Source organism: Actinocorallia aurea, assembly GCF_054783995.1.
In genome coordinates, this window is sequence record NZ_BAAGPQ010000002.1 from 806,353 (window position 1) to 831,664 (window position 25,312).

Genomic DNA, 25,312 nt, shown 5'->3' on the forward strand with positions numbered 1-25,312 from the left:
AACGAAATGGTTCCTTGACTCTCTGTGAGTTCAGTCACCGAGAGAGGGGCCCCGGGAGGCCGAAGGGCCATCGGGCAAGGGACCATAGCCTCAGGCTATGGAAGCCAGATGTTCGATGACTTGGACGAACCGTTGTCGCATTTGTACGGTTCCGAACCGTGGCTATTGCGTCGATCCCCGCTCTCTACCGCTCTTCGGTAGGCAAGAAAGCGATCATGGCCGTCACAGGCGCGTTCATGATCCTCTTTCTCATCGGACATATGGTCGGGAACCTGAAGATCTTCTTCGGTCTCGACGAGTTCAACGGTTACGCCGCCTGGTTGCGCACGATCGGGGAGCCGGCACTCCACCACGAGTGGTTCCTCTGGATCCTGCGCGTCGCGCTGGTCGTCGCCGTCATCCTGCACTTCAGCACCGCGGCCGAACTCACCGTCCGCGCCAAGCGCGCCCGGCCGGTGAAGTACCAGCACCGCGCGAAGGTGAACGGCTCCTACGCCGCGCGCACCATGCGCTGGGGCGGCGTCATCATCCTGCTGTTCATCATCTGGCACATCCTCGACCTGACCGTCGGCGTCGCGAACCCCAACGGCGTGCACGGCGAGGCTTACCAGAACGTGGTCGCCGGCTTCGCCCCCGACCGCTGGTGGGTGACGATCTTCTACGTCGTCTCCATGATCATGCTGGGCTTCCACCTGCGGCACGGCATCGTCAGCGCGGTGCAGACCCTCGGCGTGAAGAACCCCAAGCGCGACAAGGCCCTGAACCTCGCCGCGACCGGCTTCGCCGTCCTGCTCAGCATCGGCTTCCTGATCGTTCCGATTTCCGTGACCCTGGGGGTGGTCGACTAATGAGCGACGCGACCGAGATTCCCGAACTGGATCTCTACGACCTCGGCGAGCCCGTCGCCGACACCAAGGCCCCTGCCTCGACCCCGGTCGAGCAGCGGTGGACCAAGCGCAAGTTCGACGTGAAGCTGGTCAACCCGGCCAACAAGCGCAAGAAGACCGTCATCATCGTCGGCACCGGCCTCGCGGGCGGCTCCGCGGGCGCGACCCTGGGCGAGCTGGGCTACAAGGTCATCCAGTTCTGCTTCCAGGACTCCCCGCGCCGCGCCCACTCCATCGCCGCGCAGGGCGGCATCAACGCCGCCAAGAACTACCGCAACGACGGCGACTCGGTGCACCGGCTGTTCTACGACACGGTCAAGGGCGGCGACTTCCGCGCCCGCGAGTCCAACGTGCACCGCCTGGCGGAGATCTCCACCCAGATCATCGACCAGTGCGTCGCGCAGGGCGTCCCCTTCGCCCGCGAGTACGGCGGCCTGCTCGACAACCGCTCCTTCGGCGGCGCGCAGGTCTCCCGCACCTTCTACGCCCGCGGCCAGACGGGCCAGCAGCTCCTGCTCGGCGCCTACCAGGCGCTGATGCGCCAGGTCGACGCGGGCAACGTCGAGCTGCACGCCCGGCACGAGATGCTCGACCTGATCATGCACGAGGGCAAGGCGCGCGGCGTCGTCGTCCGCGACCTGATCAGCGGCGAGATCAAGTCCTACACCGCCGACGTCGTCATCCTCGCGACCGGCGGCTACGGCAACGTCTACTTCCTGTCGACGAACGCCATGGGCTCCAACGTCACCGCCGCCTGGCGGGCGCACAAGCACGGCGCGTACTTCGCCAACCCCTGCTACACGCAGATCCACCCGACCTGCATCCCGGTCTCCGGCGACCACCAGTCGAAGCTGACCCTGATGTCGGAGTCGCTGCGCAACGACGGCCGGGTGTGGGTGCCGAAGGAGGCCGGCGACAGCCGCCGGCCCTCCGACATCCCCGAGGACGAGCGCGACTACTACCTGGAGCGCATCTACCCGGCGTTCGGCAACCTGGTGCCGCGTGACATCGCCTCCCGCGCCGCCAAGAACGTCTGCGACGAGGGCCGCGGCGTCGGCCCCGGCGGCCTGGGCGTCTACCTGGACTTCGCCGACGCGATCGGCCGCCTCGGCCGGGGCGCCGTCGAGGCCAAGTACGACAACCTCTTCCAGATGTACGAGCGCATCACGGGTGAGAACCCGTACGAGCAGCCGATGCGCATCTACCCCGCCGTGCACTACACGATGGGCGGCCTGTGGGTCGACTACGACCTGGAGTCCACCATCCCGGGCATGTTCGTGCTCGGCGAGGCCAACTTCTCCGACCACGGCGCCAACCGCCTCGGCGCGTCCGCGCTGATGCAGGGCCTGGCCGACGGCTACTTCGTCATCCCGCAGACGGTCGGCGAGTACCTGGCCAAGAACCCGGCGACGCCCGTCCCGGACGAGACCGTCCAGGCCGCCGTCGACGGCGTCCACGCCCAGGTCGAGAAGTTCCTGTCCATCAAGGGCGACCGGACCGTCGACTCCTACCACCGCGAACTCGGCCACATCATGTGGGAGTACTGCGGCATGGAGCGCACCGACGAGGGCCTGCGCAAGGCCATCGGCATGATCCGGGCGCTGCGCGAGGACTTCTGGGAGAACGTCACCGTCCCCGGATCGGGCGACGACCTCAACCAGTCGCTGGAGAAGGCCGGCCGCGTCGCCGACTTCCTGGAGCTCGGCGAGCTCATGTGCATCGACGCGCTGCACCGCACCGAGTCCTGCGGCGGCCACTTCCGGGCCGAGTCGCAGGACGAGGAGGGCGAGGCCAAGCGCGACGACGAGAACTTCTCCTACGCGGCGGCCTGGGAGTGGACCGGCGGCGACAGGCCCGTCCTCCACAAGGAAGAGCTCGTCTTCGAGTACGTCAAGCCGAGCACCCGCTCTTACAAGTAAGAGGCGCGAAGAACATGAAGCTGAAGCTCCGCATCTGGCGTCAGACGAACGCCGCCGACAAGGGCCGGATGGTCACCTACGACGTCGAGAACATCTCCGAGGACGCCTCGTTCCTCGAGATGCTCGACGTGCTCAACGAGCGCCTCACCGTGGAGGGCGAGGAGCCGATCGCGTTCGACCACGACTGCCGCGAGGGAATCTGCGGCATGTGCTCGCTGGTCATCAACGGCCAGCCGCACGGCCCCGAGCGCAACACCACCACGTGCCAGCTGCACATGCGCAAGTTCAAGGACGGCGAGACGATCGACGTCGAGCCGTGGCGGGCCAAGGCGTTCCCGGTCGTCAAGGACCTGGTCGTCGACCGCAGCGCGTTCGACAAGATCATCGAGGCGGGCGGCTACATCTCCGCCCCGACCGGCACCGCGCCCGACGCGCACGCCACCCCGGTGCCCAAGGCCGACGCCGACAAGGCGTTCGTCGCCGCCGAGTGCATCGGCTGCGGCGCCTGCGTCGCGGCGTGCCCGAACGGCTCAGGCTCGCTGTTCCTGTCGGCGAAGATCTCGCACCTCGGCCTGCTCCCGCAGGGCCAGCCCGAGCGCGACAGCCGGGTCCTCAACATGGTCCACACCCATGACGACCTGGACTTCGGCGGCTGCACCAACACCGGCGAGTGCACCGTGGCCTGCCCGAAGGGCATCCCGCTGGAGTTCATCGGCCGGATGAACCACGACTGGCTGCACGCCTCCGGCAAGTAGTCGCGCACGACCCTGGAAGGGCGCTCGAACGGGAGACCGTTCAGCGCCCTTTCGTCTTGTTCTGTCACATGCGGACCGCAAGAGGACAAATGTTGAAACGTCTTCACTTCTCCCACTAGCCTTGGCAGGCTCTCAACCCTCCCCCCTCTTGCCCAGGAGCACCCTGTGAAGGTCCGCAAGCCCGCACTGCTCGCCGCCACCCTCGCCCTGGCGATCACCCCGGCGCTGACCTCGGTGGCGCCGGCCTCCGCGGCCCCCAAGGCCGCCCCGGCCGCGGCGCCGGCCCTGGCCGCCGCCGAACTCGACCTGAACGCGATCATCACCCAGGTGCTCGCGGTGTTCCCGGCCGACATCCAGGGCTACGCCAATGAGATCCTCGCCGGCAACTACGCGAACCTCCTGCCGCTGGTCCAGGCGGTCTTCTCACTGACGCCGCAGCAGCTCATCGACATCTTCGGGCAGCTCCAGGCGGTCCTCACCGAGATCTCCGGCGGTCTCGGCGGCACCCCCACCCCCGCGCCGACCGTGACCGTCACCGTCACCGCGACCCCGGAGGCCACCGCCACGACCCCGGTCGAGACCACCGCCCCCGCCGCCCGCGCGGCCGGCGCCGACGACGCCCAGGCGCAGAAGGTCGTCTGGACCCTCGACGCCCTCCTCGGCGACGCCGGCGACAAGCACGGCGCCAAGCAGCTCAGCAACCTCATCATCACGCTGTTCACCGTCGCCGCCCGCTGACCCGCGGCTCAGCGACCGCGCACCACATGCGAAAGGCCCCCGGCGCGCCGGGGGCCTTTCGCATGCGCGGGGTCAGGCCTTCGGGGTGTCCTCGCCCTTGCGGACGATGCCGAGCTTGCTGCCCAGCCACACCAGGGGGTCGTACTTCTTGCCCGCGACGCGCTCCTTCAGCGGAATGAGTGCGTTGTCGGTGATCTTGATGTGCTCGGGGCACACCTCGGTGCAGCACTTGGTGATGTTGCACAGGCCGAGGCCGAAGTCGTCCTGCGCGATCTCCCGCCGGTCAAGGACGTCGGCGGGGTGCATCTCCAGCTCGGCCACCCGCATGAGGAACCGAGGACCGGCGTAGGCCGGCATGTTCTCCTCGTGGTCGCGGATCGCGTGGCAGACGTTCTGGCACAGGAAGCACTCGATGCACTTGCGGAACTCCTGCGAGCGCTCCACGTCGATCTGCTGCATCCGGAACTCGCCCGGCTGGACGTCGCCGCCGTCGAAGGACGGGACCTGCCTGGCCTTCTCGTAGTTGAACGACACGTCGGTGACGAGGTCGCGGATGACGGGGAACGTCCGGACCGGGGTGACCGTGATCGTCTCGTCCTCGGTGAAGGTCGACATCCGGCACATGCACATCAGCCGGGGCTTGCCGTTGACCTCCGCCGAGCACGAGCCGCACTTGCCCGCCTTGCAGTTCCAGCGGACGGCCAGGTCGGGGGTCTGCGTCGCCTGGAGCCGGTGGATGACGTCGAGGACCACCTCGCCCTCGTTGACCTCGACCTCGAAGTCCTCCAGCGCCCCTTGCCCGCTGTCTCCGCGCCAGACGCGGAACTTGGCCAGGTAACCCATTACGGCAGCTCCTCTTCGGTGAGGTACTTCTTCAGTTCGGAGGTCTCGAAGAGCTCCAGCAGATCGGTGCGCATCGGGACGATCGGCTGGTGCGCCAGCTCGACGCCGCCGTCGGAGTTCAGGGAGCAGACGAGGTTGACCTTGCGCCACTCCGACGACATGCCGGGGTAGTCCTCACGGGTGTGGCCGCCGCGCGACTCCTGCCGCTCCAGGGCCGCCTTGGCGACGCACTCGGAGACCAGGAGCATGTTGCGCAGGTCCAGGGCCAGGTGCCAGCCCGGGTGGTAGCCGCGCCCGCCGGGACCCGCGCCCGTCACGCCGACGCCCGCGACCCGCTCGCGCAGCTTCACCAGCCCGGCGAGGGCCTCCTGCAGCTCGCTCTCGGTGCGGATGATGCCGACCAGCTCGTTCATCGTCGTCTGGAGCTCGGCGTGCACCGTGTAGGGGTTCTCGCCCTCCGGCCGGGTGAACGGCGCGAGCGCCTCGGCCTCGGCGGCCTCGACCTCGGCCTCGGGGACGCCCGGCAGCTCGGCGAGCCCTTCCAGGTAGTCCACCGCGCCCTCGCCCGCGCGCCTGCCGAACACCAGCAGGTCCGTCAGCGAGTTACCGCCGAGCCGGTTGGAGCCGTGCATGCCGCCCGAGCACTCGCCCGCCGCGAACAAGCCCGGCACCGAGGCGGCGCCCGTGTCCGGATCGACCTCGACGCCGCCCATCACGTAGTGGCAGGTCGGGCCGACCTGCATCGGCTCCTTGGTGATGTCGACGTCCGCCAGCTCCTTGAACTGGTGGTGCATCGACGGGAGCTTCTTGATGATCTGCTCGGCCGGAAGGCGCGAGGACACGTCGAGGAACACGCCGCCCTGGGGGCTGCCCCGGCCCGCCTTCACCTCGGAGTTGATGGCGCGGGCGACCTCGTCGCGCGGCAGCAGCTCCGGCGGGCGGCGGTTGTTGTCGGGGTCGGTGTACCAGCGGTCGCCTTCTTCGGGCGTCGTGGCGTACTGCTCCTTGAAGACGTCCGGGATGTAGTCGAACATGAAGCGCTTGCCCTCGGAGTTGGTGAGGACGCCGCCGTCGCCGCGCACCGACTCGGTGACGAGGATGCCCTTCACCGAGGGGGGCCAGACCATGCCCGTCGGGTGGAACTGGATGAACTCCATGTTCAGCAGGGTCGCGCCGGCCAGCAGGGCGAGCGCGTGTCCGTCGCCGGTGTACTCCCAGGAGTTCGACGTCACCTTGAACGCCTTGCCGATACCGCCGGTCGCCAGCACGACGGCCGGGGCCTCGAACACGACGAACTTGCCGGTCTCCCGGACGTAGGCGAACGCGCCGCAGATCCGGTCGCCGTTCTTCAGCAGCTTCGTCACCGTCGTCTCGGCCCACACCTTGATGCGGGCCTCGTAGTCGCCGAACTCGGCGTGGTCCTCCTGCTGGAGGGAGACGATCTTCTGCTGGGTGGTGCGGATGAGCTCCAGGCCCGTCCGGTCGCCGACGTGCGCGAGGCGGGGGTAGGTGTGGCCGCCGAAGTTGCGCTGGGAGATCTTGCCGTCCTTGGTGCGGTCGAACAGCGCGCCCCAGGCCTCCAGCTCCCAGACGCGGTCCGGCGCCTCCTTGGCGTGCAGCTCGGCCATCCGCCAGCTGTTCAGGAACTTCCCGCCGCGCATCGTGTCGCGGAAGTGGACCTGCCAGTTGTCGTTGCTGTTGACGTTGCCCATCGACGCCGCCGCGCCGCCCTCGGCCATGACGGTGTGCGCCTTGCCGAACAGCGACTTGGAGATGACCGCGACCTTCTTGCCGCGCAGCCGCGCCTCGATCGCGGCGCGCAGGCCCGCGCCGCCCGCTCCGATGACGACGACGTCGTAGGAGTGTCGTTCGAGTTCAGTCATGAGGGCCTTCAGTTGAAGAAGCGGAGGTCGTTGATGGTGTTGCTGGCCACGAGCATCACGTAGAAGTCCGCGACGACGAGGGACACCAGCGTGATCAGCGCGAATGTGCCGTGCCTGGTGTTGATCTTGGAGACCCAGGTCCAGAGCTTGTAGCGGACCGGGTTCTTGGAGAAGTGCTTCATCCGGCCGCCCAGGACGTGCCGGCACGAGTGGCACGACAGGGTGTACAGCCACAGCAGGATCACGTTCGCCCACAGGATGACGGTGCCGAGCCCGATGCCGAATCCGCCGTCCTTGCCGTGGAAGGCGAGGACCGCGTCGTAGGTGTTGATGAGCGAGATGAGCACCGCGGCGAGCCAGAAATAGCGGTGCAGGTTCTGGCCGATCAGCGGGAAGCGGGTCTCACCGGTGTACTTGGCCTTCGGCTCGGCGACGGCGCAGGCCTGGGGCGACAGCCAGAAGGCCCGGTAGTAGGCCTTGCGGTAGTAGTAGCAGGTCAACCGGAAGAGCAGCAGGAACGGGAGCGACAGCAGCGCGTAGGGGATGAAGAAGGGGGCGCTCTCGGGGATGAAGGTGCCGAACAGGGCGGCGCTCCCCGTGTGCCCGTCCAAAGTGACGCTGCCGCAGGCGTCATTGAGACACGGTGAATAGAACGGGGTCAGATAGTGGTATTCAGGGACGAAGAAGGCGCTGCCCCACATCGCCCTGACCGTCGCATAGATGACCCATGCCGTGAAGAACACAAAGGTCAGCACGGGGTACTGTCGCCAGTTGTCGGTGCGGAACGTTCGTTCCTTGATCTGCGCGCGCGTCTTCGCGGGCGCCTCGACCGTCGCCATGGCCGCCTCCTCTGGGGTGCAGGAAGGCGACCTTACGCCTGCTGTTCACAGATGTGACACAGTTAACAACAGGTCGGGCCGATGTGATGCTCATCACATATCCTCCCGCCCACTTCGATAGCCATGGGCTATGGACAGCGAAGCACGCGGGCATAGTTTCCGGACATCCCTCACCACGATTACGTTCCGACACCTAACGGCGCGTCCGGATCCTGTCGGCCGGTTCCCCTCCCCGGCAGGCACGGCGTCCTAAGGTGGAGCGGTGACTACCCCGCCGGAGCAGCCGCGCTTCAACCCCAGCCAGTACGGCTATCACCCCGACCAGCCGCCCCCGGCCGCAGCGCCGCCCCAGCGCCCCGTGCCGCCGCAGTGGCAGCAGGGCCAGCCCCAGCACACCGGACCCCAGCCCGCTCTCCCGCAGGGCGAGCAGCCCCCCGCCCAGCCCGGCCCGCCGAGGGTCAGGCGCAAGGGCTTCTTCGGCTCACTGCTGGACACCAAGTTCGACGCCATGGTCACCCCGATGCTCATCCGGGGCTTCTACCTGCTGTCCCTCGCGGTGATCACCCTGTTCAGCATCATGCTGTTCCTGTTCATCTGGGGACTCGGCGGAAACGACCCCTATGGGGACTCTCCCGCCTGGCCGTTCATCACCGCGATCATCGTCACTCCGGTCTTCTGGACGTTCCAGGTGGTCTGCGTCCGGATCGCGCTGGAGTTCGTCATCAACCAGTTCAAGATCACCGAAGAGCTGCAGAAGATCCGGCGGAACACCGGAGGGCAGTGAGGCGGCCCGGCGCTAGCCGCGCCGGGACAGCCGCTTCCTGCGGGCCTTGGCACGCAGGCCGGTGCCGCCGCAGGTCGCGCAGTCGTGGTCGTAGCTGACCAGCTTGCGGATCTTGATCACGCCGACGCCCCAGCAGTCGGGGCACAGGCCGAGGTCGGCCAGGTGCCCGCCGAACGCGGCCCGCCCGCCGAGGAAGCCGCAACCGGGCGCCGTGCAGCGGATCAGCTCCAAGGTCGCGTCGTAGTTCGGCCGGTGCGGACTGCCGCTCGCACTGTGCCCGTGATGGGCGGTGCCCTCGTCACTCATAGATCGGGCATCCTATGGGCACCGGCCGCGTTCGGTCGACTTCGTTGCGTTTCTTCTCACCTTCGAGCAAGAGGTTCCTCACCTGGGTGCAGGACCGATTCATAGAGGGTCTCGGTCCGGGCGGCGACCTCGTCGGGGCCGGGGCCGAGCTCGGGCAGCGGCACGCCGGGCGAGTACAGGAGACCGTTGATGGTCTCGGCGAGGACGGCGGGCTCCCCCGGCGGGACGGTCCAGCGATCGAACAGCTCGGGGAGCGCCCCCACGGTCGTGGCGACGACCGGCCGGTGGGTGGCCAGCGCGAGATGCGCGACCCCCGTGCGCACGGCCCTGCGGTAGGGCAGCACGACCGCGTCGGCGACCGCGAACCACGCGGCGACCTCGTCGTGCGGGACATGGCCCACGAACGCCACGCGCTCGTCCAGCCGCTCGCGCGTGACGAGGCGGCGCAGCCGGCGCAGGTACCTGCGGTCGCGCACCTCCGCGACGCGGGCCAGCCCCTCGCGCCGCCGCACGCCCCCGGCGACGGCCAGGCGCGCGTCGGCGCCGAGCAGGGAGACGGCCCGGACCAGGTCCTCCAGGCCCTTGTCGGGGTGGATGAAGCCGAAAGCGAGCAGCACGGGGTCGGCGCCGAACCCGTGCTTGCCGCGCAGCGCCTCGGCCGAGACGCCCGACCTGGCCGGCGGCACGCAGAGGTTCGGCACGACGGAGACCGGCACGGCGAGGCCGAGCGCGCCGAGCTGTCGCGCGGCGTCGCGCGAGTGCACGACGAGGCCGGTGCAGCGCGCGGTCACCCGCCGGTAGAGCGCCCGGCCGGCCCAGCGCAGCAGGCCGAGGTCGCGGCCGACGCCGTGCAGCGTCATGAGGACCGGGACGCGCTGGGCGGCGAGCGCGTCGAGCAGCCGCAGCAGCGCGCGGACGCGCCCGCCGTAGGCGCCCGCGGTGAACTGGACGTGGACGAGGTCGGGCCGGAAGCCGGTGAGGACGTCCTGCCCGAGGACCCCCACGACCTCCGCGGCCTGCTCCTCGCCGCGCGGCTCGCGCGCGGCGAGCACCGCGGTGCGGTGGCCCAGCCTGGCGACGGCGCGGGAGAGCACCCGCGTGTACTCGGCGATCTCGTCATGCGGCGCCCCGTAGGGACTGACGTAGAGCACCCTCATGCGCGTGGTCCGCGCAGACGGCGTGACATCGAGACCACCCCCGGCCGAAGAAGACCAAAGCCCGGATCGCAGCGTCGTCCACCACGTCACACGTCCCGAGCGCCCAGACCAACCCTAAACGGGTTGCCAATAGCGCACTTGGCATTCCAGACAATCGACGCACTTATCACCGAGCGACGAGGCATGCCGGATCCGTGAGCGCCCCGACCGGGCGTCGCCGGGGACGTCTCCGCTCCGCGGGCCGCCGACGACGCTCCAGGGCGCCGAAAAGCCCGTGACGGCAAGGCTCCGCGCGCGACCCGGCGCGATAGGCTCGGCGGCGTGGAGGACCCCCAGTGGACGCGACGGGATCCGGGAGTCACGAGCCGCGACGGGGCGCCGGGCCACGGCCGGTCGGGCACCGGCGGCACGGCTCCGCTGGTGCGGTTGCCGGGTGCGCTCGCCGAGCGGTTCGCGGTGGAGGACGAGCTGCCCGTCCAGGGGGCCGAGTCCGATCTGCTGCTGGTCCGTGAGGGCGCAGGGCGCTACGTCGTGAAGATCTACCGGCGCGGCTACCGTGCCGATCCGGCGGTCTGGGAGCAGCTCCCGCGGCTGCGCTCGCCCCATGTCGTGCGGGTCCTGGAGACCGGACATGCCGACGGACGCGACTACGAGATCATGGAGTACCTGCCGGAGGGGAACCTGCGGACGCTCGCGCGGGCCCGCCCGGTCGATCCCGCGGTCGTCGCCGGCCAGCTCGCCGAGGGGCTGCGCGTCCTGCACGAGGCGGGCATCGTGCACCGCGACCTGAAGCCGGAGAACGTGCTCGTGCGCGGCTCCGAACTCGTCATCACCGACTTCGGGCTGAGCCGTGTGCTGGAGCAGAGCGTCGTGTTCGCCTCCTCCTCGCGCACCCTCGCCTACGCCGCGCCCGAGTCGCTGTCGGGGCAGGTGTCCCCGGCCCGCGACTGGTGGTCGCTCGGCATGATCGTGCGCGAGATCGCCACGGGGCGGGCGCCGTTCGACGGGATGAGCGAGACCGTCGTCGTGGACCACCTGGCGACCCGACCGATCGAGAACGGCGACATCGGCGACCCGCGCCTGCGGCTGCTGTGCCGCGGCCTGCTCACCCGCGATCCGCGACGCCGCTGGGGCCATGTCGAGGTGGCCGCCTGGCTGCGCGGCGACGCTCCCGCGGTCCACGACGAACAGGCGCCGCCCCCGCCGCCGACGGCGACGCCCGCACCAGTACCTGCGCAGACCCGCGTCGCCCCTCCCCTGCCCGGCCGCCAAGAGGCCGAGGACTCTTACCGCGCCGAAGGGCGGCGCGCCCTCTGGGAACAGAAGGAGCAGGCGCGCAAGGCCGGCGCGGGGCGGGCAAGGCTCCGTGCCTTCTTGTGGACGCTCCCGGTGCTCGCCCTATGGCTCGGCGCATGTCTCCTGGCGGGCCTGTTCGACTCGGACGGCAGCACGGGCGGAGCCAACGTCCCCGTGGGGCTGCTGCTGTGCGGGGCGGTCGCGACCTGGGCCGTCTCGCTGGCCGTAGAGCTCGCGGTCGCCTCCCGGCAGGGCGGCGATTACCTGGTGAACGGACCCTGGGCGACGGCCTCCCGGCTCTCCGCGTTCGCCGGGCGGGGGCTGTCGAAGACGTCGCAGGGCATGTCGGCGATGTCGGCGCGCGCGCGGCAGGGCGGCCCGAGAGGCTGCGGCTACGTCCTCGCGGCCGTGCTCATCCCGGTGGTGGCGGTCTTCGCGCTGCTCCTCACGAGCCTCGGATTCGCCTGGGTGTTCCTGGCGCTGGCCATGGCGGTCTCCCCCGTGGTGCACATCATCACCGGGGGGATCCGGACATACCGGTGGCGGGAGGCGAACTCCGCCCGTCGCGCGGAAGTCATAGGAGACTGACCGGGGGCCCGCGCGGGTCCGTCCCAGGAAGAGGTTCGGTACATGAGCAGTGGCGTGGAGGCCGAGATCGCGCTGGACGCGGCGGTCATCGCGAGCCTCGGCGCGAACCGGCTCCTCGGCGCGGGCGCCGGGGCCGCGGCGCACGGCGCGGCGGTCTTCGCGGCGCTCGCCGAGCGGAAGGCGGGCGCGCGTGCCGAGGCGCTCGCCGAACTGGAACGGTACGAGCGGGCGCTGCGCGAGGCGGTCGACCGCAACGCGCGGATCCGCGCCCTGCGCGACATGGTGCGCGCCGCGGCGCGCGCGCACGCCGAGCAGGTGTCCTTGCCCGTGCCCGAGGAACTCGACCTGAGCGGCGTCCCTTACGACGAGGTCGTCACCTGGTGCGCGGCGGTCGACACCGCGCTGGACGAGGCGGAGGCCGCCCTTTCCGCGAAGCTCGCCGAGCTCGTCACCGCGGAGGTCACCGCGGGGGCGAGCGCGCCGCGCGACCGGGCCGCGGATCTGGCACGGGTGCTCACGAGGCTGCTTCCGGACGCGTCCGACGCCGATCGCGCACGGGTCAGGGAGGCCGCCGAGCGCGTCGCGGGGGCGTCCTCCGACGGCGAGGCCGAAGGACTGCTCAGCGAGGTGAGGCTGCGCGTCCAGCAGGCGAACGAGCACACCCGCGAAGAGCGCGCGCGCTTGAGGCTGTGGGCTGAGGAGCAGGAGCGCCTCGCGCAGGCCGAGGCCGAGCGCCGCTACGTCCTGGAGAGCGTCACCCGGGCGTTCGAAGACCTCGGCTACCAGGTCGACACCGGCTTCGAGACCCGGACCGCGGTGGACGGGAATCTCGTCCTCACTCGCGGCGAGTGGCCCGACCAGGCCGTCAGGATGCGTCTGGAGGACGGCACCCTGCGCGCGAAGATGCTGCGCACCCGGCCTCTGGAGAGCGAGGACGACCGCAGGCGCGACGCGGAACGCGAGCGGCAGTGGTGCGCGGAGTTCGAGGCCGCCCAGGCGAGGCTCGCGGCCGAAGGCCTGGGCATGGCCGTGACCTGGCGCCTGGAGCCCGGCGCGGAGGAGCTTCCCGTGACGGAGGAGTCGGGGCAGCAGGCCCGACGCAAGCAGCACAAGCCGAAGGAACGCCGACTTGAGTACTGAGCAGCCGACGCTGGGCGGACGCCTCATGGGCTGGCCGCCGTTCATCCGCGAACTCGACGCCACGCTGTCGGTGCACTCGCAGTACGTGCTGGCGGGCAACCTCTACGACAGTTTCCTCTTCCCCAACGGCGGCGGCGAGATAGCCCTGCTGCCGCTGCGGGAGCTGCTGTGGGAGGCGCTCCAGCCGAGCGGCATCTCCTGCCTGATCATCTACGACCCCGTCGACGGCCTGCGCCTCCACCCGGACGACGAGGACGCGGCCGCCGCCGCGAAGAGGCTCCTCGGCAAGTGGGACCCCAAGCCGTCGCTCGAAGGGCTCACGAAGCACCTGGCGGCCCTGGCCCGCCCCGACGAGCAGGTGCGCGCCGCTTTCGTCATCGAGGGCGCCTCGCGGATCGCGGCCTCGGCCACCGACCTCCAGCCCGCCGAGCGCGACTTCTTCCGGTTCTGCGAGAAGCTCGCGCGCACCGCGCGCCCGGTGCGGGTGCCCGGCATCCGGCCCAAGCCGTTCTACAACCCGATCATCTGGCTGGCCGAGCGGCCCGGCGACCTCCCCGCTTGGCTGGTCGGCGGCAACGACGCGGTCCGCGAGATCTCGCTGCCCCGCCCGCACCTGGGCGACCGGCAGCAGACCGCCCGCCTTCTGGCCCGCGCCTTCGCCGCCGACCCTTCGACGGACCGGGCCGCGGCCGACGCGTGCGACGCGTTCGCCGAGCAGGCCGACGGGCTCACCCTCCAGTCGATGATCGAGATCACCCGGCTGGCCAAGGAGCAGAACGTCGACCTGTACGGGCTGCCCGACGCGGTCCGCACCTACAAGCTCGGCGTCCTGGACAACCCCTGGTCCCGCGGCCACCTGCGCAAACGCGTCCTGGACGGGGAGCGGAAGGTCCCCGAACGGGTCCTGGGGCAGCCTCAGGCCGTCACCAAGACCCTCGACATCCTCAAGCGGGCGGTCCTCGGGCTGTCCGGCGCGCAGGCCACCAAGTCGGGCTCACGCCCGCGCGGGGTGCTCTTCTTCGCCGGACCGACCGGCACCGGCAAGACCGAGCTGGCCAAGGCCATCACCTCGCTGGTGTTCGGCGACGACTCGGCCTACCTGCGGTTCGACATGTCGGAGTTCTCCGCCGAGCAGGCCGGCGACCGGCTGATCGGCTCGCCCCCCGGCTACGTCGGGCACGAGGCGGGCGGCGAGCTGACCAACGCCGTCCGGGAGGACCCCTTCCGGGTGATCCTCTTCGACGAGATCGAGAAGGCCCATCCGCGGATCCTCGACAAGTTCCTGCAGATCCTCGAGGACGGGCGGCTCACCGACGGACGCGGCCACACCGTCCACTTCTCGGAGTCGATCCTCATCTTCACCTCCAACCTGGGCTCCTCCAAGGTGATCCCGGGGCTCGGGTACGCCGAGATCGAGCACCGGATCAAGGCGGCGATCTCCGACCACTTCACGTCGGTCCTGAACCGGCCGGAACTGCTGAACCGGCTCGGCGACAACGTCATCGTCTTCAACTTCATCGCCGCCGAGGCCGCCTCCAAGATCTTCGACCTCCAGTTGGAGAACATCTGCCGGCGCGTCACCGACGAGCACCGGGTCTCCCTCGCCGTGAAGTCCGAGGTGCTCGGCACGCTGCGCGGGTGGTGCACCGCCGAGCTGGACAAGGGCGGCCGCGGCATCGGCATGGCCCTGGAGGCGCACTTCGTCAACCCGCTCGCGCGCGCCCTGTTCGAGCGCGAGCTCACCCCGGGCGAGCGCATCACCGTGACCGGGATCAGGCGGGCGGGCAGCATCGTCGAACTCGACATCGAGTCCGCCTCCTCCGACACGCCCGACTCCGACCTGCCCGACGCCGACACGCCCGGGGCCGACACGCCCGGGGCCGACACGCCCGGGGCGCACGCACCCGGCACGGACGAGCCGCTCGGCTCGCGGGGCGCGGCCGAGTGAGCGGCGAAGGGGCGGGCGGCCAGGAATCCGGCGTCCGTCGACCCGGCGGCGGGGCCGGGGGCGACGGCGACGTCCCGATCAGGCTCGCCAAGGTGCACCACCCGGTGACCGCGCTCGGCCCCGGCACCCGGGCGGGGATCTGGTTCCAGGGCTGCACCCTCGCTTGCCCGGGCTGCCTGTCCACCGACACGTGGCCCGCCGACGACGGCAGGGTGGTTCCGGTCTCCGCCGTGCTCGACTGGCTGGCCGGGCTGCCGCCCGTCGACGGCGTCACGATCTCCGGCGGGGAGCCGTTCCAGCAGCCGGGAGCGCTCGCGGCGCTGCTGCGCGAGATCCACGTGTGGCGTGGGTCACGAGAGTTCGACATCCTCCTTTATTCCGGATATGTAAGCTCACGGTTGTCCCGCGACCCGGAGTCGCGGAACATCCTGGACCTGTGCGACGCTGTGGTCGCAGGGCCATACGTGGAACGGCTCGACGACGGCTCCCCACTGCGGGGGTCGGCGAACCAGACGCTCGTCCCGCTGACTGCCCTCGGCAGGAAACGGTACGAACACGAGGGACACGACGGGCGGCGCATGCAGGTGTGCGTCGAGGACGGTGCGGAAGGACGGCGGGTGTACTACATCGGCATCCCGCGCCGAGGCGACATGGATCGTCTGAGCGCGGTGCTGGACGGGGCCGGGGTACGAGCCGGGGAGGCGTCATGGAGACTCTGACCTGCGAGGTCTGCCAGACCCCGCACAACCCGGGCGATCTGATCTGCCTGACGTGCGGGAACAACCTCACCCGCGGGCGGCGCCGCCGTCCGCAGCAGCCCGCCGACTCCTACGGGCAGCCGCAACCGGGCTACGGGCAGCCCCAGGGCGGGCAGGACCCCTACGCGCAGCCCCAGCCGGGCTACGGCCAGCCGCAAGGCGGCCAGGATCCTTATGCACAGCCCCAGCAGGGCTACGGGCAGCCCCAGCAGGGCGGCTACGGCAACCAGGACCCCTACGCGCAGCCCCAGCAGCAGCCAGGCGGCTACGGGCAGCCGCAGGGCGGGCAGGACCCTTACGCGCAGCCTCAGCCGGGCTACGGGCAGCAGCCCGGCGGACAGGACCCCTACGGAGCACCCCAGCCGGGCTACGGGCAGCCGCCGGCCGGGCAGGACCCCTACGCGCAGCCCCCGCAGCAGGGCGCGCAGGACCCTTACGGCCAGCCCCAGCCGCAGGGCGGCCAGGATCCGTACGGCCAGCCCCAGCCGCAAGGCGGGCAGGACCCTTACGCACAGCCGCAGCAGCAGGGCGGCTACGGGCAGCAGCAGCCGCAGCCGGGCTACGCCCAGGGCGGGCAGGACCCTTACGCGCAGCCCCAGCCGGGCTACGGGCAGCAGCCCGGCGGACAGGACCCCTACGGAGCACCCCAGCCGGGCTACGGGCAGCCGCCGGCCGGGCAGGACCCCTACGCGCAGCCCCAACAGGGCTACGGACAGCAGCAGCCGGGGGGATACGGCCAGCCGCAAGGCGGCCAGGATCCTTACGGGCAGCCGCAACCGGGCTACGGCCAGCCGCCGGCGGGGCAGGACCCCTACGGAGCGCCCCAGCCTGGCTACGGCCAGCCGCAGCCAGGCGGATACGGCCAGCCGCAGGACCCGTACGGCCAGCGGCGCGGCCCCTTGGACCCGCCGCCCGCCAGGGACGGCACCCTCGTCCCGCCGGAGCACCGGCAGCAGGGCGTTCCCGGCGGCGACAGCACCGCGGCCATGTGCCCGCACTGCGAGAGCGTGCTGGTCAACCCGGCCGCGACCCAGTGCAACGTCTGCCTGAAGCCGCTGCGGCCGGGCGGAGGCGGCCCGACCCTGCGGCTCGCCTTCCCGACGGGCGAGTTGAAGGTCACCATGGGCCAGCAGCTCATCCTCGGCCGCGACGCGGGCCAGTCCCCCGCCGCGTCCACCTTCACCCAGTACGACAACGTCTCGCGCAAGCACGCCACGGTCTGGCTCGACCCGTCCGGCGTCGCCAAGGTGCGGGACGAGCGCTCCACCAACGGCACGTTCGTCAACGGCGAACGGCTGTCCCCGGGCGTCGAGGCGTTCCTCCAGGACGGCGACTCGCTGCGCCTGGCCGCGGACGTCACCGGCACCGTGCACCTGGCCTGACGCGAAGGAGGCGGGCCGGCCGCGGCCGGCCCGCCCTCCCGCAAAGATCGCGGACCCATAACCGGTTGTTCGTATCCATCAAAACGTCACACGCCTTTTGTACGATCACGCCATCGTGAGCGGAGGCGATTTCCCAGTGCGTCGCAGCATCCTCACAGCCCTGGCCGTCATGGTCGCGGTGCTGTCCCCCATCCAGGCCTCGGCCCGTGCCGAGGACCCCCCTTTGACGTCGGCCAAGGTCACCCTCACCGCCGACGCCAGGACCGTCGCCAAGGGCACCCCGGTGACCCTCAGCGGCACGGTCCAGGGCAAGGCCCTCGACGGCGCGTTCCTGCCCCTGGCCGATCGCGAGGTGACCATCGAGGACGGCGGCGACGAGCAGCTCACCGCCACCACGGACGCCAAGGGCGCCTTCAGCAAGGTCGTCACCCCACAGGCGACCACCGGCTGGGCGGCGTCCGTCACGGTCGACGGCGAGAAGTACAACAGCAACCTGGTGGTCGTGAAGGTCCTGGCCAAGGCGCTGCTGTTCGACTTCGAGATCACGCACGACGCGCGCCGGCAGGTCACCGCCTCAGCCCGCTTCAAGCTCCCCTCGGGCCCTGCCGCGGACGACGGGAACGCGGTCCAACTGCAGTTCTCCGCCGACGGCAAGGAGACCTGGCGCACCGTGCGGACACTGCGTCCCGACCATGAGGACCGCGTGTCCGCGTCCTTCCGGCAGGAGACGCCGGGCTGGTGGCGGATCTACTTCCCCGGCACCAAGGAGTACGCCCCGGCCTCCACCAGGGTCATCAAGGCCTGGCGGTGGTCGACCTCCGTCACCGGGCTCAAGGCGTCCCCGCGCAAGCTCAAGGTCGGCAAGAAGATCACCATGACGGGCACGCTCCGGCGCTTCACCGCGAAGAGCAGGAAGAAGGCGGTCCCCTTCGCCGGCCAGAAGGTCGCCGTCATCTTCAAGTGCCGCAAGGGCGACACCTGGTACACCGCGGTCACCGGCAAGACGTCCAAGAAGGGCACCTTCACCCTGAAGCCCAAGACCTGGTGCGACGCCAACTACCAGGTCGTCTTCGACGGCTCCGGCGACACCTTCCGCGCCTACTCCAAGTCCATCAAGATCGACACCACCGGCAAGCCCCTGCTGTAGCGCCCGCGCACGAAAGCCCGCTCCGAGGTCGCGGAGCGGGCTCACGGCCTGTCTTCCCGGCCTCAGTCCCGAGGCAGGTCTCCCGCCGTCCACGGCAACCACTCGTCCGTGGGCAGGGTGACGCCGAAGTGCTCGGGGAGCGTCACCGGCTTGCCGAAGTCCCAGGACTCCTCTTCGAGGTAGGCCCCGGTGGACGAGTCCGGCACCGAGTAGAGCATGGTCCTGGCCACGTTCGGGTCCCGGTCAACGACCAGGTAGTAGGGCACCTCGGCGCGGGCGTAGCCCGCCCACTTCGACCGCTGCGCGGCACCCGCACGCACCCTGCGGTCCCGCGCCGCGTTGGAGGGCGAGGTCACCTCGACCGCCATCTCGATCTGGTCGGCCACCAGAAGCCGCACACCCGAGTGCAGCGCCTCGTCGTAAACCTGCGCGTCCATGACGACGAGGTCCAGGATGTACCCTTCGCCGACTCCGACGAGGTCCACCCCTCCTCCGGACTGCCACTTCCAGGGCAATTCGCCGTCGACCCCCCGGGCTACGCTGAAGAAGTGGGCGATGGTACCCACGATGTGGTTGTGCCCGAACCCCGGTGCACGCGACAAGACGATCTCCCCACCGATGATCTCGACTCGGAAGTCCTCGGGAAGGTGGAGGTAGTTCTCCAACTCCCCTCCGACCCAGAGGCTGTACGGGGTGTCGGGCAGCACGAGGGGGTGTTCTTTGAGAACTACTTTCGTCACTTTCTGCGCCTTTCCCTGCACGGTCAGCTCCGGTCTCAGCGTAGGGAACGTCCACCACCAGGGTAGGCGGAATCATGCAGAAGGACCCGGCCTTTTCGCAGGTCAGACCGGGTCCTTCAGGGGTGATTCGGGTGTTTCGCGTCAGGCGCGCTTGGCGCGGGCGGCGGTGCGCTCGCGCTCCTTGGTGTCGAGGATGACCTTGCGGAGCCGGACGGCGGTCGGGGTGATCTCGACGCACTCGTCGTCCCGGATGAACTCCAGGGCGGCTTCCATGGAGAGCTTCTTCGGCGGGACGAGGCGGTCGAACTCCTCGGCCGTGGAAGACCGGATGTTGGTCTTCTGCTTCTCCTTGGTGATGTTGATGCTCATGTCGTCGGCGCGCGAGTTCTCGCCGACGATCATGCCTTCGTAGACCTCCTGGGTGGGGTCGACGAACAGGGTGCCGCGCTCCTGGATGTTGAACATCGAGTAGGTGGTCGCGACGCCCGCGCGGTCGGAGACCAGCGAGCCGGTCGGGCGGGTGCGCAGCTCGCCGAACCAGGGCTCGTACTTCTCGAAGACCTGGTGGGCGATGCCGGTGCCGCGGGTGTCGGTGAGGAACTCGGTGCGGAACCCGATGAGGCCGCGCGCGGGCACCAGGAACTCCATCCGGATCCAGCCGGTGCCGTGGTTGGTCATGTGCTCCATGCGGCCCTTGCGGACGGCCAGGAGCTGCGTGACGGCGCCGAGGTACTCCTCGGGGATGTCGACGGTGAGGCGCTCGACGGGCTCGTGCAGCTTGCCGTCGATCTGCTTGGTGACGACGCGGGGCTTGCCGAGGGTCAGCTCGTAGCCTTCGCGGCGCATGGTCTCGACCAGAATGGCCAGCGCCAGCTCGCCGCGGCCCTGGACCTCCCAGGCGTCGGGGCGCTCGGTCGGCAGGACGCGCAGGGACACGTTGCCGACGAGCTCGCGGTCGAGGCGGTCCTTGACGAGGCGGGCGGTGACCTTGGTGCCCTTCTCGCGGCCCGCCAGCGGGCCGGTGTTGGTGCCGAGCAGCATGGAGATCGCGGGCTCGTCGACGGTGATGAGGGGCAGCGCGCGCGGGTCCTCGGGGTCGGCGAGGGTCTCGCCGATCATGATCTCCTGGATGCCGGCGATCGCGATGATGTCGCCGGGGCCGGCCGACTCGGCGGGCTTGCGCTCCAGCGCCTCGGTCATCATCAGCTCGGAGATCTTGACCCGCTCGACGGTGCCGTCGCCCTTGCACCAGGCGACCTGCTGGCCCTTCTTGATGGTGCCGTTATAGACGCGGCACAGGGCGATGCGGCCGAGGTAGCTGGACGCGTCCAGGTTGGTGACCTGCGCCTGGAAGGGGGCGTCGGGGTCGTAGGACGGAGCCGGGATGGTCTCGCGGATGACGTCGAACAGCGGCTCGAGGTCCTCGTTCTCCGGCATCTCGCCGTTGCCCGGCTTGGTCAGGCTGGCGCGGCCGGCGCGGCCGGAGGCGTAGACGATCGGGAAGTCGATCTGCTCCTCGGTGGCCTCGAGGTCCATGAACAGCTCGTAGACCTCGTCGATGACCTCGGCGATCCGGGCGTCGGGCCGGTCGACCTTGTTGATGACGAGGATCACCGGCATCTTGGCGGCCAGCGCCTTGCGCAGCACGAACCGGGTCTGCGGCAGCGGGCCCTCGGAGGCGTCCACGAGCAGCACGACGCCGTCGACCATGGACAGGCCGCGCTCGACCTCGCCGCCGAAGTCGGCGTGGCCGGGGGTGTCGATGATGTTCAGCAGAAGGTCACCGTGGCGCACCGCGGTGTTCTTCGCCAGGATCGTGATGCCCTTCTCGCGCTCGAGGTCATTGGAGTCCATGACCCGGTCGTCGACGGACTGGTTGTCGCGGAAGGCGCCGGACTGCCAGAGCATGGCGTCGACCAGCGTGGTCTTTCCGTGGTCGACGTGGGCGACGATGGCGACGTTGCGCAGGTCGTCACGGGTGGCGATGGGCATGAAGGCACGCTCGGTTTCGTGTCGGATTCGCCGCGTGGAAGAAGATCGGATGCCTCACGAGCCGGCGGCGGCAGAAAGCTGTACTCCACGATTCTAGTGGGTTCCGGCCGGTGCCTCGCGGGCCGCCCTTCCCGGCCGCGGCCTTGACTGCCGCTTTTAGCGCTATTTGTCACGATTTGACGTCTTTCGTAGGCTTCGGCGCGTGCCGAGTCCCCGCGCCCCGCGGGGAGCCGGGGACCCATGTGTTTCCCCCGGGGTGAATCCGCTCCCCCAGCGGTAGGGCGTCCTCCAGCCCGAACCCGTCAGCTAACCCGGTAGGCCGCCGAGAGGAGAGACCCCCATGAAGGGTGCCCGATTCACCCTGGCCGCCGCGGTGCTCGCCGGTGCCACGGCGCCGCTGCTGCTCGCGCCGGCCGCCCAGGCCGCGCCGACCCCGCAGGGCCCCGGCGCCGACACCCTGCAGAAGCGCCTGGACGGCCTCGAAGGCCACGTCCGGCGGCTCGACAAGGAACTGGCCGCCGAGCAGAAGGCCGTGCTCACCGCCCAGAACGCGGCGTTCGCGGCGGCGGCCGAGGCCGACCTGCGCACTGCCGAGCACCAGGACCTCGCCGACCAGGTCGCGGCGGAGCCGCCGCCCGTCAACCTGCTCCAGGCCGCGTTCCTGCGGATCACCGGCTCGCCCGCCGACGAGCTGAAGGAGCGCAGGGACGCCGCGGCCCGCGTCGCGGCCGACGCCGCCGGGGCCGCCGAGACCGCGCGGGCCCGCCTCCAGCAGACCGTCGACAGGGTCGAGGCGACCCGGGGCGAGCGCGCGACGACGACCGCGCGGATCACCACGGTCAAGGCCGACCTGCGCGACGCCTACACCTACCAGGGCGTCACCGTGTGGGGCGGCGACACCGCCGCCGTCGCCACCCGCGCCGCCCTCGACCAGCTCGGCGACCCGTACGTCTGGGCCGCCGCGGGACCCGACTCCTTCGACTGCTCAGGGCTCGTCATCTGGGCTTACGCGCAGGCAGGGAGGCCCGGACTGCCGCACTTCACCGGCGCACTCTACGACCAGGGCACGAAGATCTCGAAGTCGCAGCTCAGGCCCGGCGACCTCGTGTTCTTCAACCCGAGCCGCAGCCATGTCGGCATCTACATCGGCGCAGGCAAGTTCGTGCAGGCGCCCTCGTCCGGAGATGTAGTGAAGATCACACCCCTGGCCGACCGCAGCGACTTCAACGGAGCCGTGCGGATCTAGGCGGAGGCGTCAGGCGCGATCGGTCTCGCGCAGCAGGAGCGGGCGGACGGCGTCGACCACCGGGAGGTCGCCGGGCAACCAGGCGACGTCGTCCAGCTCGTCCGGCGCCAGCCAGCGGAGCGCCGAGTGCTCCAGCGCCACCGGACGGCCCGCGATCAACCGCGCCGTCCACACCCGCAGCACGCCCGCCGCGCCGATCGGCCAGTCGCCCCCGATCCGCGCGACGAGCTTGACCGTCACCGCGAGTTCCTCGCGGCACTCGCGGACCAGCGCCGCCTCGTCGGACTCGCCGGGATCGACCTTCCCGCCGGGCAGCTCCCAGCCGCCTGCCAGGGATGACGGGGCGGCCCGCTGCGCCGCGAGCAGCCTCCCGTTCTCGATGATCGCCGCCCCGACCACGACCTGGGCGCCTCGCTCAGCCAATCGGATCCTCCTCAGCCGGTCGACCTCAGACGGCGGGCCGCCCGCAGCACTTCTTGTACTTGGCCCCCGACCCGCACCAGCACGCGTCGTTGCGTTCCGGCGGCCACGGGATCAGTTCCCCCTCCGGGGTGAAGATGCGCGCGGAGAGATCGGCCCGCATGCCCCGCTCGATCTCCAGCGTGTCCGTCCCCGGGTGGACGAAGCGGGGCCCCGTGGGCAGCCGCTTGCCCGGCACCGTGTGCTCGGTCTGCGGCAGGTACGCCCCGACGACCGCCTCCAGCTGGGCGTCGGCACCGCCCAGCCGGCGGAAGTGGCCGCGCAGCACCAGCACCAGATCCGGATCCCAGCCCTCGACCACACCGCGGCTGAGGTCCTCGGCCAGCCAGTGGACCGCGGTCGCCCGGTCGCCGAGGTCGTTCGCGAGCACCAGGGTGTTCATCAGCCCTTCGAGCGGCTCCACCTGCCCGCGCAGCTGCACCAGCAGATCCCGCGCCGTCTCGGCGTCGCCGTTCAGCGCGTGCAGGTGCGCGATCGCGCCGAGCTCCTCCAGGCGCGCCGACTCGTCGGCCTCGATCAGCCGGTAGGCCGCGGCGATCGCCTCCTCGTAGCGGCGCAGCGACGTGAGCTGGTCGATCAGCTCGTCGAGATACTCCGGGACCGCCTCGTCGCCCTTGGCGCGCGGGTCGTCGAGCGCGCGCAGCAGAAGGTCGACGACCGCCTCGGGGCCGCCCACCTCGGCGGCCTCCTCCAGGGCGTCGTCCAGGTCCAGCGGGTGGAAGAGTTCATCGGACAGCACCCGCCCAGTCTGCCAGAGCCCGCCGCGGAACCCGGTCCGCGGCGGGCCGCCCTAGCCGAGCGCCGCGATCTGCGCGATGACCTGGTCGTTGGCCAGCGGCCGGGTGAAGCCGACGAGCGTGGACACCCGGTAGGGGAACACGCCGATGGCCGGACTGCACTTGGTGCAGCGCGCGACGATCATCTTGTTCTCGCCGATCACCATGCCGACGTGGCCCGGCCGGCCAGGCGCGTTGTTCGGACCCGAGGAGAAGAACACCAGATCGCCCGGCTGCTCCTCGCCGTCCTTGATCCGCTCGCCGAACGGCCACTGGTCGAACGTGACGCGCGGGATCGTCAGGCCCGCCTCCTTGTAGGCCATCTGGACCAGGCCCGAGCAGTCGTAGCCGTCCGGGCCGGTGCCGCCCCAGATGTAGGGCTTGCCGCGCTGGGCCAGGGCGAAGTCGATGATCGTCTGGACGAGTTCGTCGGCGTAGGCGGGCAGGCCCTCGGTGTCCTTGCAGTCCGGCAGCGCCGCGTTCTGGACGACCTGGAACTGCCCCGCCGCGTACTTGTCCGCCCAGTCCAGGACGAGGTCCACGTAGTCCCAGCTGTGGTTGTACATGAACAGCGCGGTGCGGACCTTCTCCGGCGCCTTGTTGTGCTTGAGGTAGGCGGCGGCGGTCGGGATCGCGTCGCGCGGGTCGTACCTGTCCTTGTCGCCGTCGGAGTCGCCGTCGACCGCGAACGCCCTCCAGGTGGCCTCGAGGAACTGCATCGGGCCGCCCGCGCCCGCGTAGTTCTCCCCGCTCAGAACGCCGTCGCCCTTGAGGGTGCCGTGGATCGTCTCGACCCTGCCGACCCCCGCGAGGATGTTCCACGGGATGCCGTACTTCTCGCCCGCCGCCTTGTAGAGGGCGAGGTAGTCGGCCGGGATGCCCTTGGCCGCCGCGTCCTCCGTCGGCTGGTCGGCGGCCTGGGCGGTGTCGACGCAGTTGCCGTTCCCGCCGCCCCCGCCGAACAGGAACTGGGTCGCGCCGAAGAAGGTCGGCACGATCAGGAGCGCGAAGAACAGGACACCGAAGGCCGCGATCGCGCCGACCGCGAGCAGTCTGCGCCTCACTGCGCCTCACCGTCCTCTCCCACGTCGGACGGGGCGAAGGCGAACACGCGCCAGGCGCCGCCCTCGGCCTGCACGGTGACCGCCCAGGACTTCGACTCGGTGCTGTCGCCCGCCGTCGAGGCGACCTCCTGGGTGCCGGTCACCACGAACGTCACCGAGGTCGGCCCGAACGTCCGGACCGAGTCCAGGGAGGCGCTGCCCGCGGCCACTTCCTGCGCCTCCTTGCGGGCCTCCTGAACGCCGAGGCTGGACGCGCCCGCGCGCAGGTCGGCGTAGACGGTGTCGTCGACGAGGGGGCGCAGCCTGTCGAGATAGGCCTGCGGCCCCTCGTCGAACCGGTAGGTGCCGTAGGCGCCGACGAACTGCTGGGCCGTCGCCGCGGCCGTCGCGAAGCCCTCCCGGCTGAACGGCAGCAACCGGTAGATGTCGAACGCGTCGGCGTCGACCTCGCCCGCGATGCCGGGCGGCGAGGTCGCCGGGGCGGGGGGCGGGGTCACGGGGGCGGTGGCGGCGGGCCCGTCCGCGCCGGTCGTCCGGGAGGTGTCCGGACGCGGCCAGGCCAGCCAGAGGCCGAGGGCCACCAGCGCCGCGGCGATCCCGGCGAACAGGAGGCGGCGCTGGCGATCGTTGCTCAGATCCATGGC

Annotated in this window: 23 protein-coding genes and 1 riboswitch; of the genes, 12 read left to right on the forward strand and 11 right to left on the reverse strand. The window is 70.6% G+C overall.

Annotated features, from left to right (window positions below):
• The first annotated feature begins 158 nt into the window (after positions 1–158).
• The 4 genes from ACYVOM_RS03955 to ACYVOM_RS03970 all read left to right on the forward strand — a co-directional run bounded on the left by ACYVOM_RS03955 (position 159) and on the right by ACYVOM_RS03970 (position 4,299).
• The gene (locus tag ACYVOM_RS03955; protein WP_460301815.1) at positions 159–848 is read left to right on the forward strand and encodes a succinate dehydrogenase cytochrome b subunit; all 690 of its coding nucleotides are present in this window, start codon (positions 159–161) and stop codon (positions 846–848) included.
• On the forward strand, positions 848–2,806 hold the full coding sequence (locus tag ACYVOM_RS03960; RefSeq protein WP_460301816.1) for a fumarate reductase/succinate dehydrogenase flavoprotein subunit: 1,959 nt from the start codon (positions 848–850) through the stop codon (positions 2,804–2,806). Before ACYVOM_RS03955 ends, ACYVOM_RS03960 begins: the two co-directional genes overlap by 1 nt.
• A gap of 14 nt (positions 2,807–2,820) precedes the next feature.
• Complete coding sequence (locus ACYVOM_RS03965; RefSeq protein WP_460301817.1) at positions 2,821–3,561, forward strand: succinate dehydrogenase/fumarate reductase iron-sulfur subunit; 741 nt, start codon at positions 2,821–2,823, stop codon at positions 3,559–3,561.
• A gap of 165 nt (positions 3,562–3,726) precedes the next feature.
• Positions 3,727–4,299, forward strand: coding sequence for a hypothetical protein (locus ACYVOM_RS03970; RefSeq protein WP_460301818.1), 573 nt, complete (start codon positions 3,727–3,729; stop codon positions 4,297–4,299).
• Between the two features lie 72 nt (positions 4,300–4,371).
• Here the strand turns inward: ACYVOM_RS03970 and ACYVOM_RS03975 are convergent, their stop codons facing one another.
• Genes ACYVOM_RS03975 through ACYVOM_RS03985 form a run of 3 tightly spaced genes read right to left on the reverse strand, consistent with a single transcriptional unit; the run spans position 4,372 to position 7,864 of the window.
• Positions 4,372–5,142 (reverse strand): succinate dehydrogenase/fumarate reductase iron-sulfur subunit, encoded by a 771-nt coding sequence (locus ACYVOM_RS03975; protein ID WP_460301819.1) that lies wholly within the window; start codon positions 5,140–5,142, stop codon positions 4,372–4,374.
• The gene (locus ACYVOM_RS03980; RefSeq protein WP_460301820.1) at positions 5,142–7,025 is read right to left on the reverse strand and encodes a fumarate reductase/succinate dehydrogenase flavoprotein subunit; all 1,884 of its coding nucleotides are present in this window, start codon (positions 7,023–7,025) and stop codon (positions 5,142–5,144) included. The genes ACYVOM_RS03975 and ACYVOM_RS03980 overlap by 1 nt, the downstream gene beginning before the upstream one ends.
• 8 nt (positions 7,026–7,033) lie before the next feature.
• Positions 7,034–7,864, reverse strand: coding sequence for a hypothetical protein (locus tag ACYVOM_RS03985; RefSeq protein ID WP_460301821.1), 831 nt, complete (start codon positions 7,862–7,864; stop codon positions 7,034–7,036).
• Between the two features lie 262 nt (positions 7,865–8,126).
• Here ACYVOM_RS03985 and ACYVOM_RS03990 point away from each other — a divergent pair, with 262 nt between their 5' ends.
• Positions 8,127–8,648: a DUF4282 domain-containing protein gene (locus ACYVOM_RS03990; RefSeq protein ID WP_460301822.1), complete on the forward strand. Its 522-nt coding sequence runs from the start codon at positions 8,127–8,129 to the stop codon at positions 8,646–8,648.
• Between the two features lie 12 nt (positions 8,649–8,660).
• Here ACYVOM_RS03990 and ACYVOM_RS03995 read toward each other — a convergent pair whose 3' ends face one another.
• Together ACYVOM_RS03995 and ACYVOM_RS04000 are read right to left on the reverse strand one after the other, a co-directional pair.
• The gene (locus tag ACYVOM_RS03995) at positions 8,661–8,954 is read right to left on the reverse strand and encodes a hypothetical protein (RefSeq protein ID WP_460301823.1); all 294 of its coding nucleotides are present in this window, start codon (positions 8,952–8,954) and stop codon (positions 8,661–8,663) included.
• A 56-nt stretch (positions 8,955–9,010) separates the two neighbouring features.
• The gene (locus ACYVOM_RS04000; protein WP_460301824.1) at positions 9,011–10,111 is read right to left on the reverse strand and encodes a glycosyltransferase; all 1,101 of its coding nucleotides are present in this window, start codon (positions 10,109–10,111) and stop codon (positions 9,011–9,013) included.
• A gap of 321 nt (positions 10,112–10,432) precedes the next feature.
• Between ACYVOM_RS04000 and ACYVOM_RS04005 the strand changes: the two genes are divergently transcribed.
• The 6 genes from ACYVOM_RS04005 (at position 10,433) to ACYVOM_RS04030 (ending at position 18,370) form a co-directional block, all read left to right on the forward strand.
• Positions 10,433–11,995, forward strand: a complete 1,563-nt coding sequence (locus ACYVOM_RS04005; RefSeq protein WP_460301825.1) for a protein kinase domain-containing protein — start codon at positions 10,433–10,435, stop codon at positions 11,993–11,995.
• 42 nt (positions 11,996–12,037) lie between these two features.
• Positions 12,038–13,135: a coiled-coil domain-containing protein gene (locus ACYVOM_RS04010; RefSeq protein ID WP_460301826.1), complete on the forward strand. Its 1,098-nt coding sequence runs from the start codon at positions 12,038–12,040 to the stop codon at positions 13,133–13,135.
• Positions 13,125–15,083, forward strand: coding sequence for an AAA family ATPase (locus ACYVOM_RS04015; protein ID WP_460301827.1), 1,959 nt, complete (start codon positions 13,125–13,127; stop codon positions 15,081–15,083). The genes ACYVOM_RS04010 and ACYVOM_RS04015 overlap by 11 nt, the downstream gene beginning before the upstream one ends.
• Positions 15,080–15,802 carry a 4Fe-4S single cluster domain-containing protein gene (locus tag ACYVOM_RS04020; protein WP_460301828.1) on the forward strand — a complete coding sequence of 241 codons (723 nt, stop codon included), beginning with the start codon at positions 15,080–15,082 and terminating at the stop codon, positions 15,800–15,802. Before ACYVOM_RS04015 ends, ACYVOM_RS04020 begins: the two co-directional genes overlap by 4 nt.
• A complete protein-coding gene (locus ACYVOM_RS04025) occupies positions 15,790–17,223 on the forward strand; it encodes an FHA domain-containing protein (RefSeq protein WP_460301829.1) in 1,434 nt (477 codons plus the stop codon). The genes ACYVOM_RS04020 and ACYVOM_RS04025 overlap by 13 nt, the downstream gene beginning before the upstream one ends.
• A gap of 136 nt (positions 17,224–17,359) precedes the next feature.
• Entirely contained in the window at positions 17,360–18,370 is a 1,011-nt protein-coding gene (locus tag ACYVOM_RS04030) for a hypothetical protein (RefSeq protein ID WP_460301830.1), read from the forward strand.
• A gap of 62 nt (positions 18,371–18,432) precedes the next feature.
• Here the strand turns inward: ACYVOM_RS04030 and ACYVOM_RS04035 are convergent, their stop codons facing one another.
• Together ACYVOM_RS04035 and typA are read right to left on the reverse strand one after the other, a co-directional pair.
• The gene (locus ACYVOM_RS04035) at positions 18,433–19,110 is read right to left on the reverse strand and encodes a Uma2 family endonuclease (protein WP_460301831.1); all 678 of its coding nucleotides are present in this window, start codon (positions 19,108–19,110) and stop codon (positions 18,433–18,435) included.
• 141 nt (positions 19,111–19,251) lie between these two features.
• Complete coding sequence (gene typA / locus ACYVOM_RS04040) at positions 19,252–21,102, reverse strand: translational GTPase TypA (protein ID WP_460301832.1); 1,851 nt, start codon at positions 21,100–21,102, stop codon at positions 19,252–19,254.
• Between the two features lie 193 nt (positions 21,103–21,295).
• Positions 21,296–21,438: riboswitch (cyclic di-AMP (ydaO/yuaA leader) on the forward strand.
• A 4-nt stretch (positions 21,439–21,442) separates the two neighbouring features.
• On the opposite strand from typA, the gene ACYVOM_RS04045 reads away from it, so the two are divergent.
• The gene (locus tag ACYVOM_RS04045; RefSeq protein ID WP_460301833.1) at positions 21,443–22,348 is read left to right on the forward strand and encodes a C40 family peptidase; all 906 of its coding nucleotides are present in this window, start codon (positions 21,443–21,445) and stop codon (positions 22,346–22,348) included.
• Positions 22,349–22,357: 9 nt separating this feature from the next.
• On the opposite strand, the gene ACYVOM_RS04050 is transcribed toward ACYVOM_RS04045, so the two are convergent.
• Genes ACYVOM_RS04050 through ACYVOM_RS04065 form a run of 4 tightly spaced genes read right to left on the reverse strand, consistent with a single transcriptional unit; the run spans position 22,358 to position 25,309 of the window.
• Positions 22,358–22,771 carry a (deoxy)nucleoside triphosphate pyrophosphohydrolase gene (locus ACYVOM_RS04050; protein ID WP_460301834.1) on the reverse strand — a complete coding sequence of 138 codons (414 nt, stop codon included), beginning with the start codon at positions 22,769–22,771 and terminating at the stop codon, positions 22,358–22,360.
• A 25-nt stretch (positions 22,772–22,796) separates the two neighbouring features.
• On the reverse strand, positions 22,797–23,567 hold the full coding sequence (locus tag ACYVOM_RS04055) for an SEC-C domain-containing protein (RefSeq protein ID WP_460301835.1): 771 nt from the start codon (positions 23,565–23,567) through the stop codon (positions 22,797–22,799).
• Between the two features lie 51 nt (positions 23,568–23,618).
• Positions 23,619–24,668: a C40 family peptidase gene (locus tag ACYVOM_RS04060; RefSeq protein WP_460301836.1), complete on the reverse strand. Its 1,050-nt coding sequence runs from the start codon at positions 24,666–24,668 to the stop codon at positions 23,619–23,621.
• Positions 24,665–25,309, reverse strand: a complete 645-nt coding sequence (locus ACYVOM_RS04065) for a hypothetical protein (RefSeq protein ID WP_460301837.1) — start codon at positions 25,307–25,309, stop codon at positions 24,665–24,667. Before ACYVOM_RS04065 ends, ACYVOM_RS04060 begins: the two co-directional genes overlap by 4 nt.
• Between the last annotated feature and the right edge of the window lie 3 nt (positions 25,310–25,312).

Excerpts from the sequence above, each read along its gene's own strand:
- ACYVOM_RS03960 (WP_460301816.1), top strand. The coding sequence starts at position 848 with ATGAGCGACGCGACCGAGATTCCCGAACTGGATCTCTACGACCTCGGC.
- ACYVOM_RS03965 (WP_460301817.1), top strand. The coding sequence starts at position 2,821 with ATGAAGCTGAAGCTCCGCATCTGGCGTCAGACGAACGCCGCCGACAAG.
- ACYVOM_RS03975 (WP_460301819.1), bottom strand. The coding sequence starts at position 5,142 with ATGGGTTACCTGGCCAAGTTCCGCGTCTGGCGCGGAGACAGCGGGCAA.
- ACYVOM_RS03980 (WP_460301820.1), bottom strand. The coding sequence starts at position 7,025 with ATGACTGAACTCGAACGACACTCCTACGACGTCGTCGTCATCGGAGCG.
- ACYVOM_RS03985 (WP_460301821.1), bottom strand. The coding sequence starts at position 7,864 with ATGGCGACGGTCGAGGCGCCCGCGAAGACGCGCGCGCAGATCAAGGAA.
- ACYVOM_RS03995 (WP_460301823.1), bottom strand. The coding sequence starts at position 8,954 with ATGAGTGACGAGGGCACCGCCCATCACGGGCACAGTGCGAGCGGCAGT.
- ACYVOM_RS04000 (WP_460301824.1), bottom strand. The coding sequence starts at position 10,111 with ATGAGGGTGCTCTACGTCAGTCCCTACGGGGCGCCGCATGACGAGATC.
- ACYVOM_RS04010 (WP_460301826.1), top strand. The coding sequence starts at position 12,038 with ATGAGCAGTGGCGTGGAGGCCGAGATCGCGCTGGACGCGGCGGTCATC.
- ACYVOM_RS04025 (WP_460301829.1), top strand. The coding sequence starts at position 15,790 with ATGGAGACTCTGACCTGCGAGGTCTGCCAGACCCCGCACAACCCGGGC.
- typA (WP_460301832.1), bottom strand. The coding sequence starts at position 21,102 with ATGCCCATCGCCACCCGTGACGACCTGCGCAACGTCGCCATCGTCGCC.
- ACYVOM_RS04045 (WP_460301833.1), top strand. The coding sequence starts at position 21,443 with ATGAAGGGTGCCCGATTCACCCTGGCCGCCGCGGTGCTCGCCGGTGCC.
- ACYVOM_RS04065 (WP_460301837.1), bottom strand. The coding sequence starts at position 25,309 with ATGGATCTGAGCAACGATCGCCAGCGCCGCCTCCTGTTCGCCGGGATC.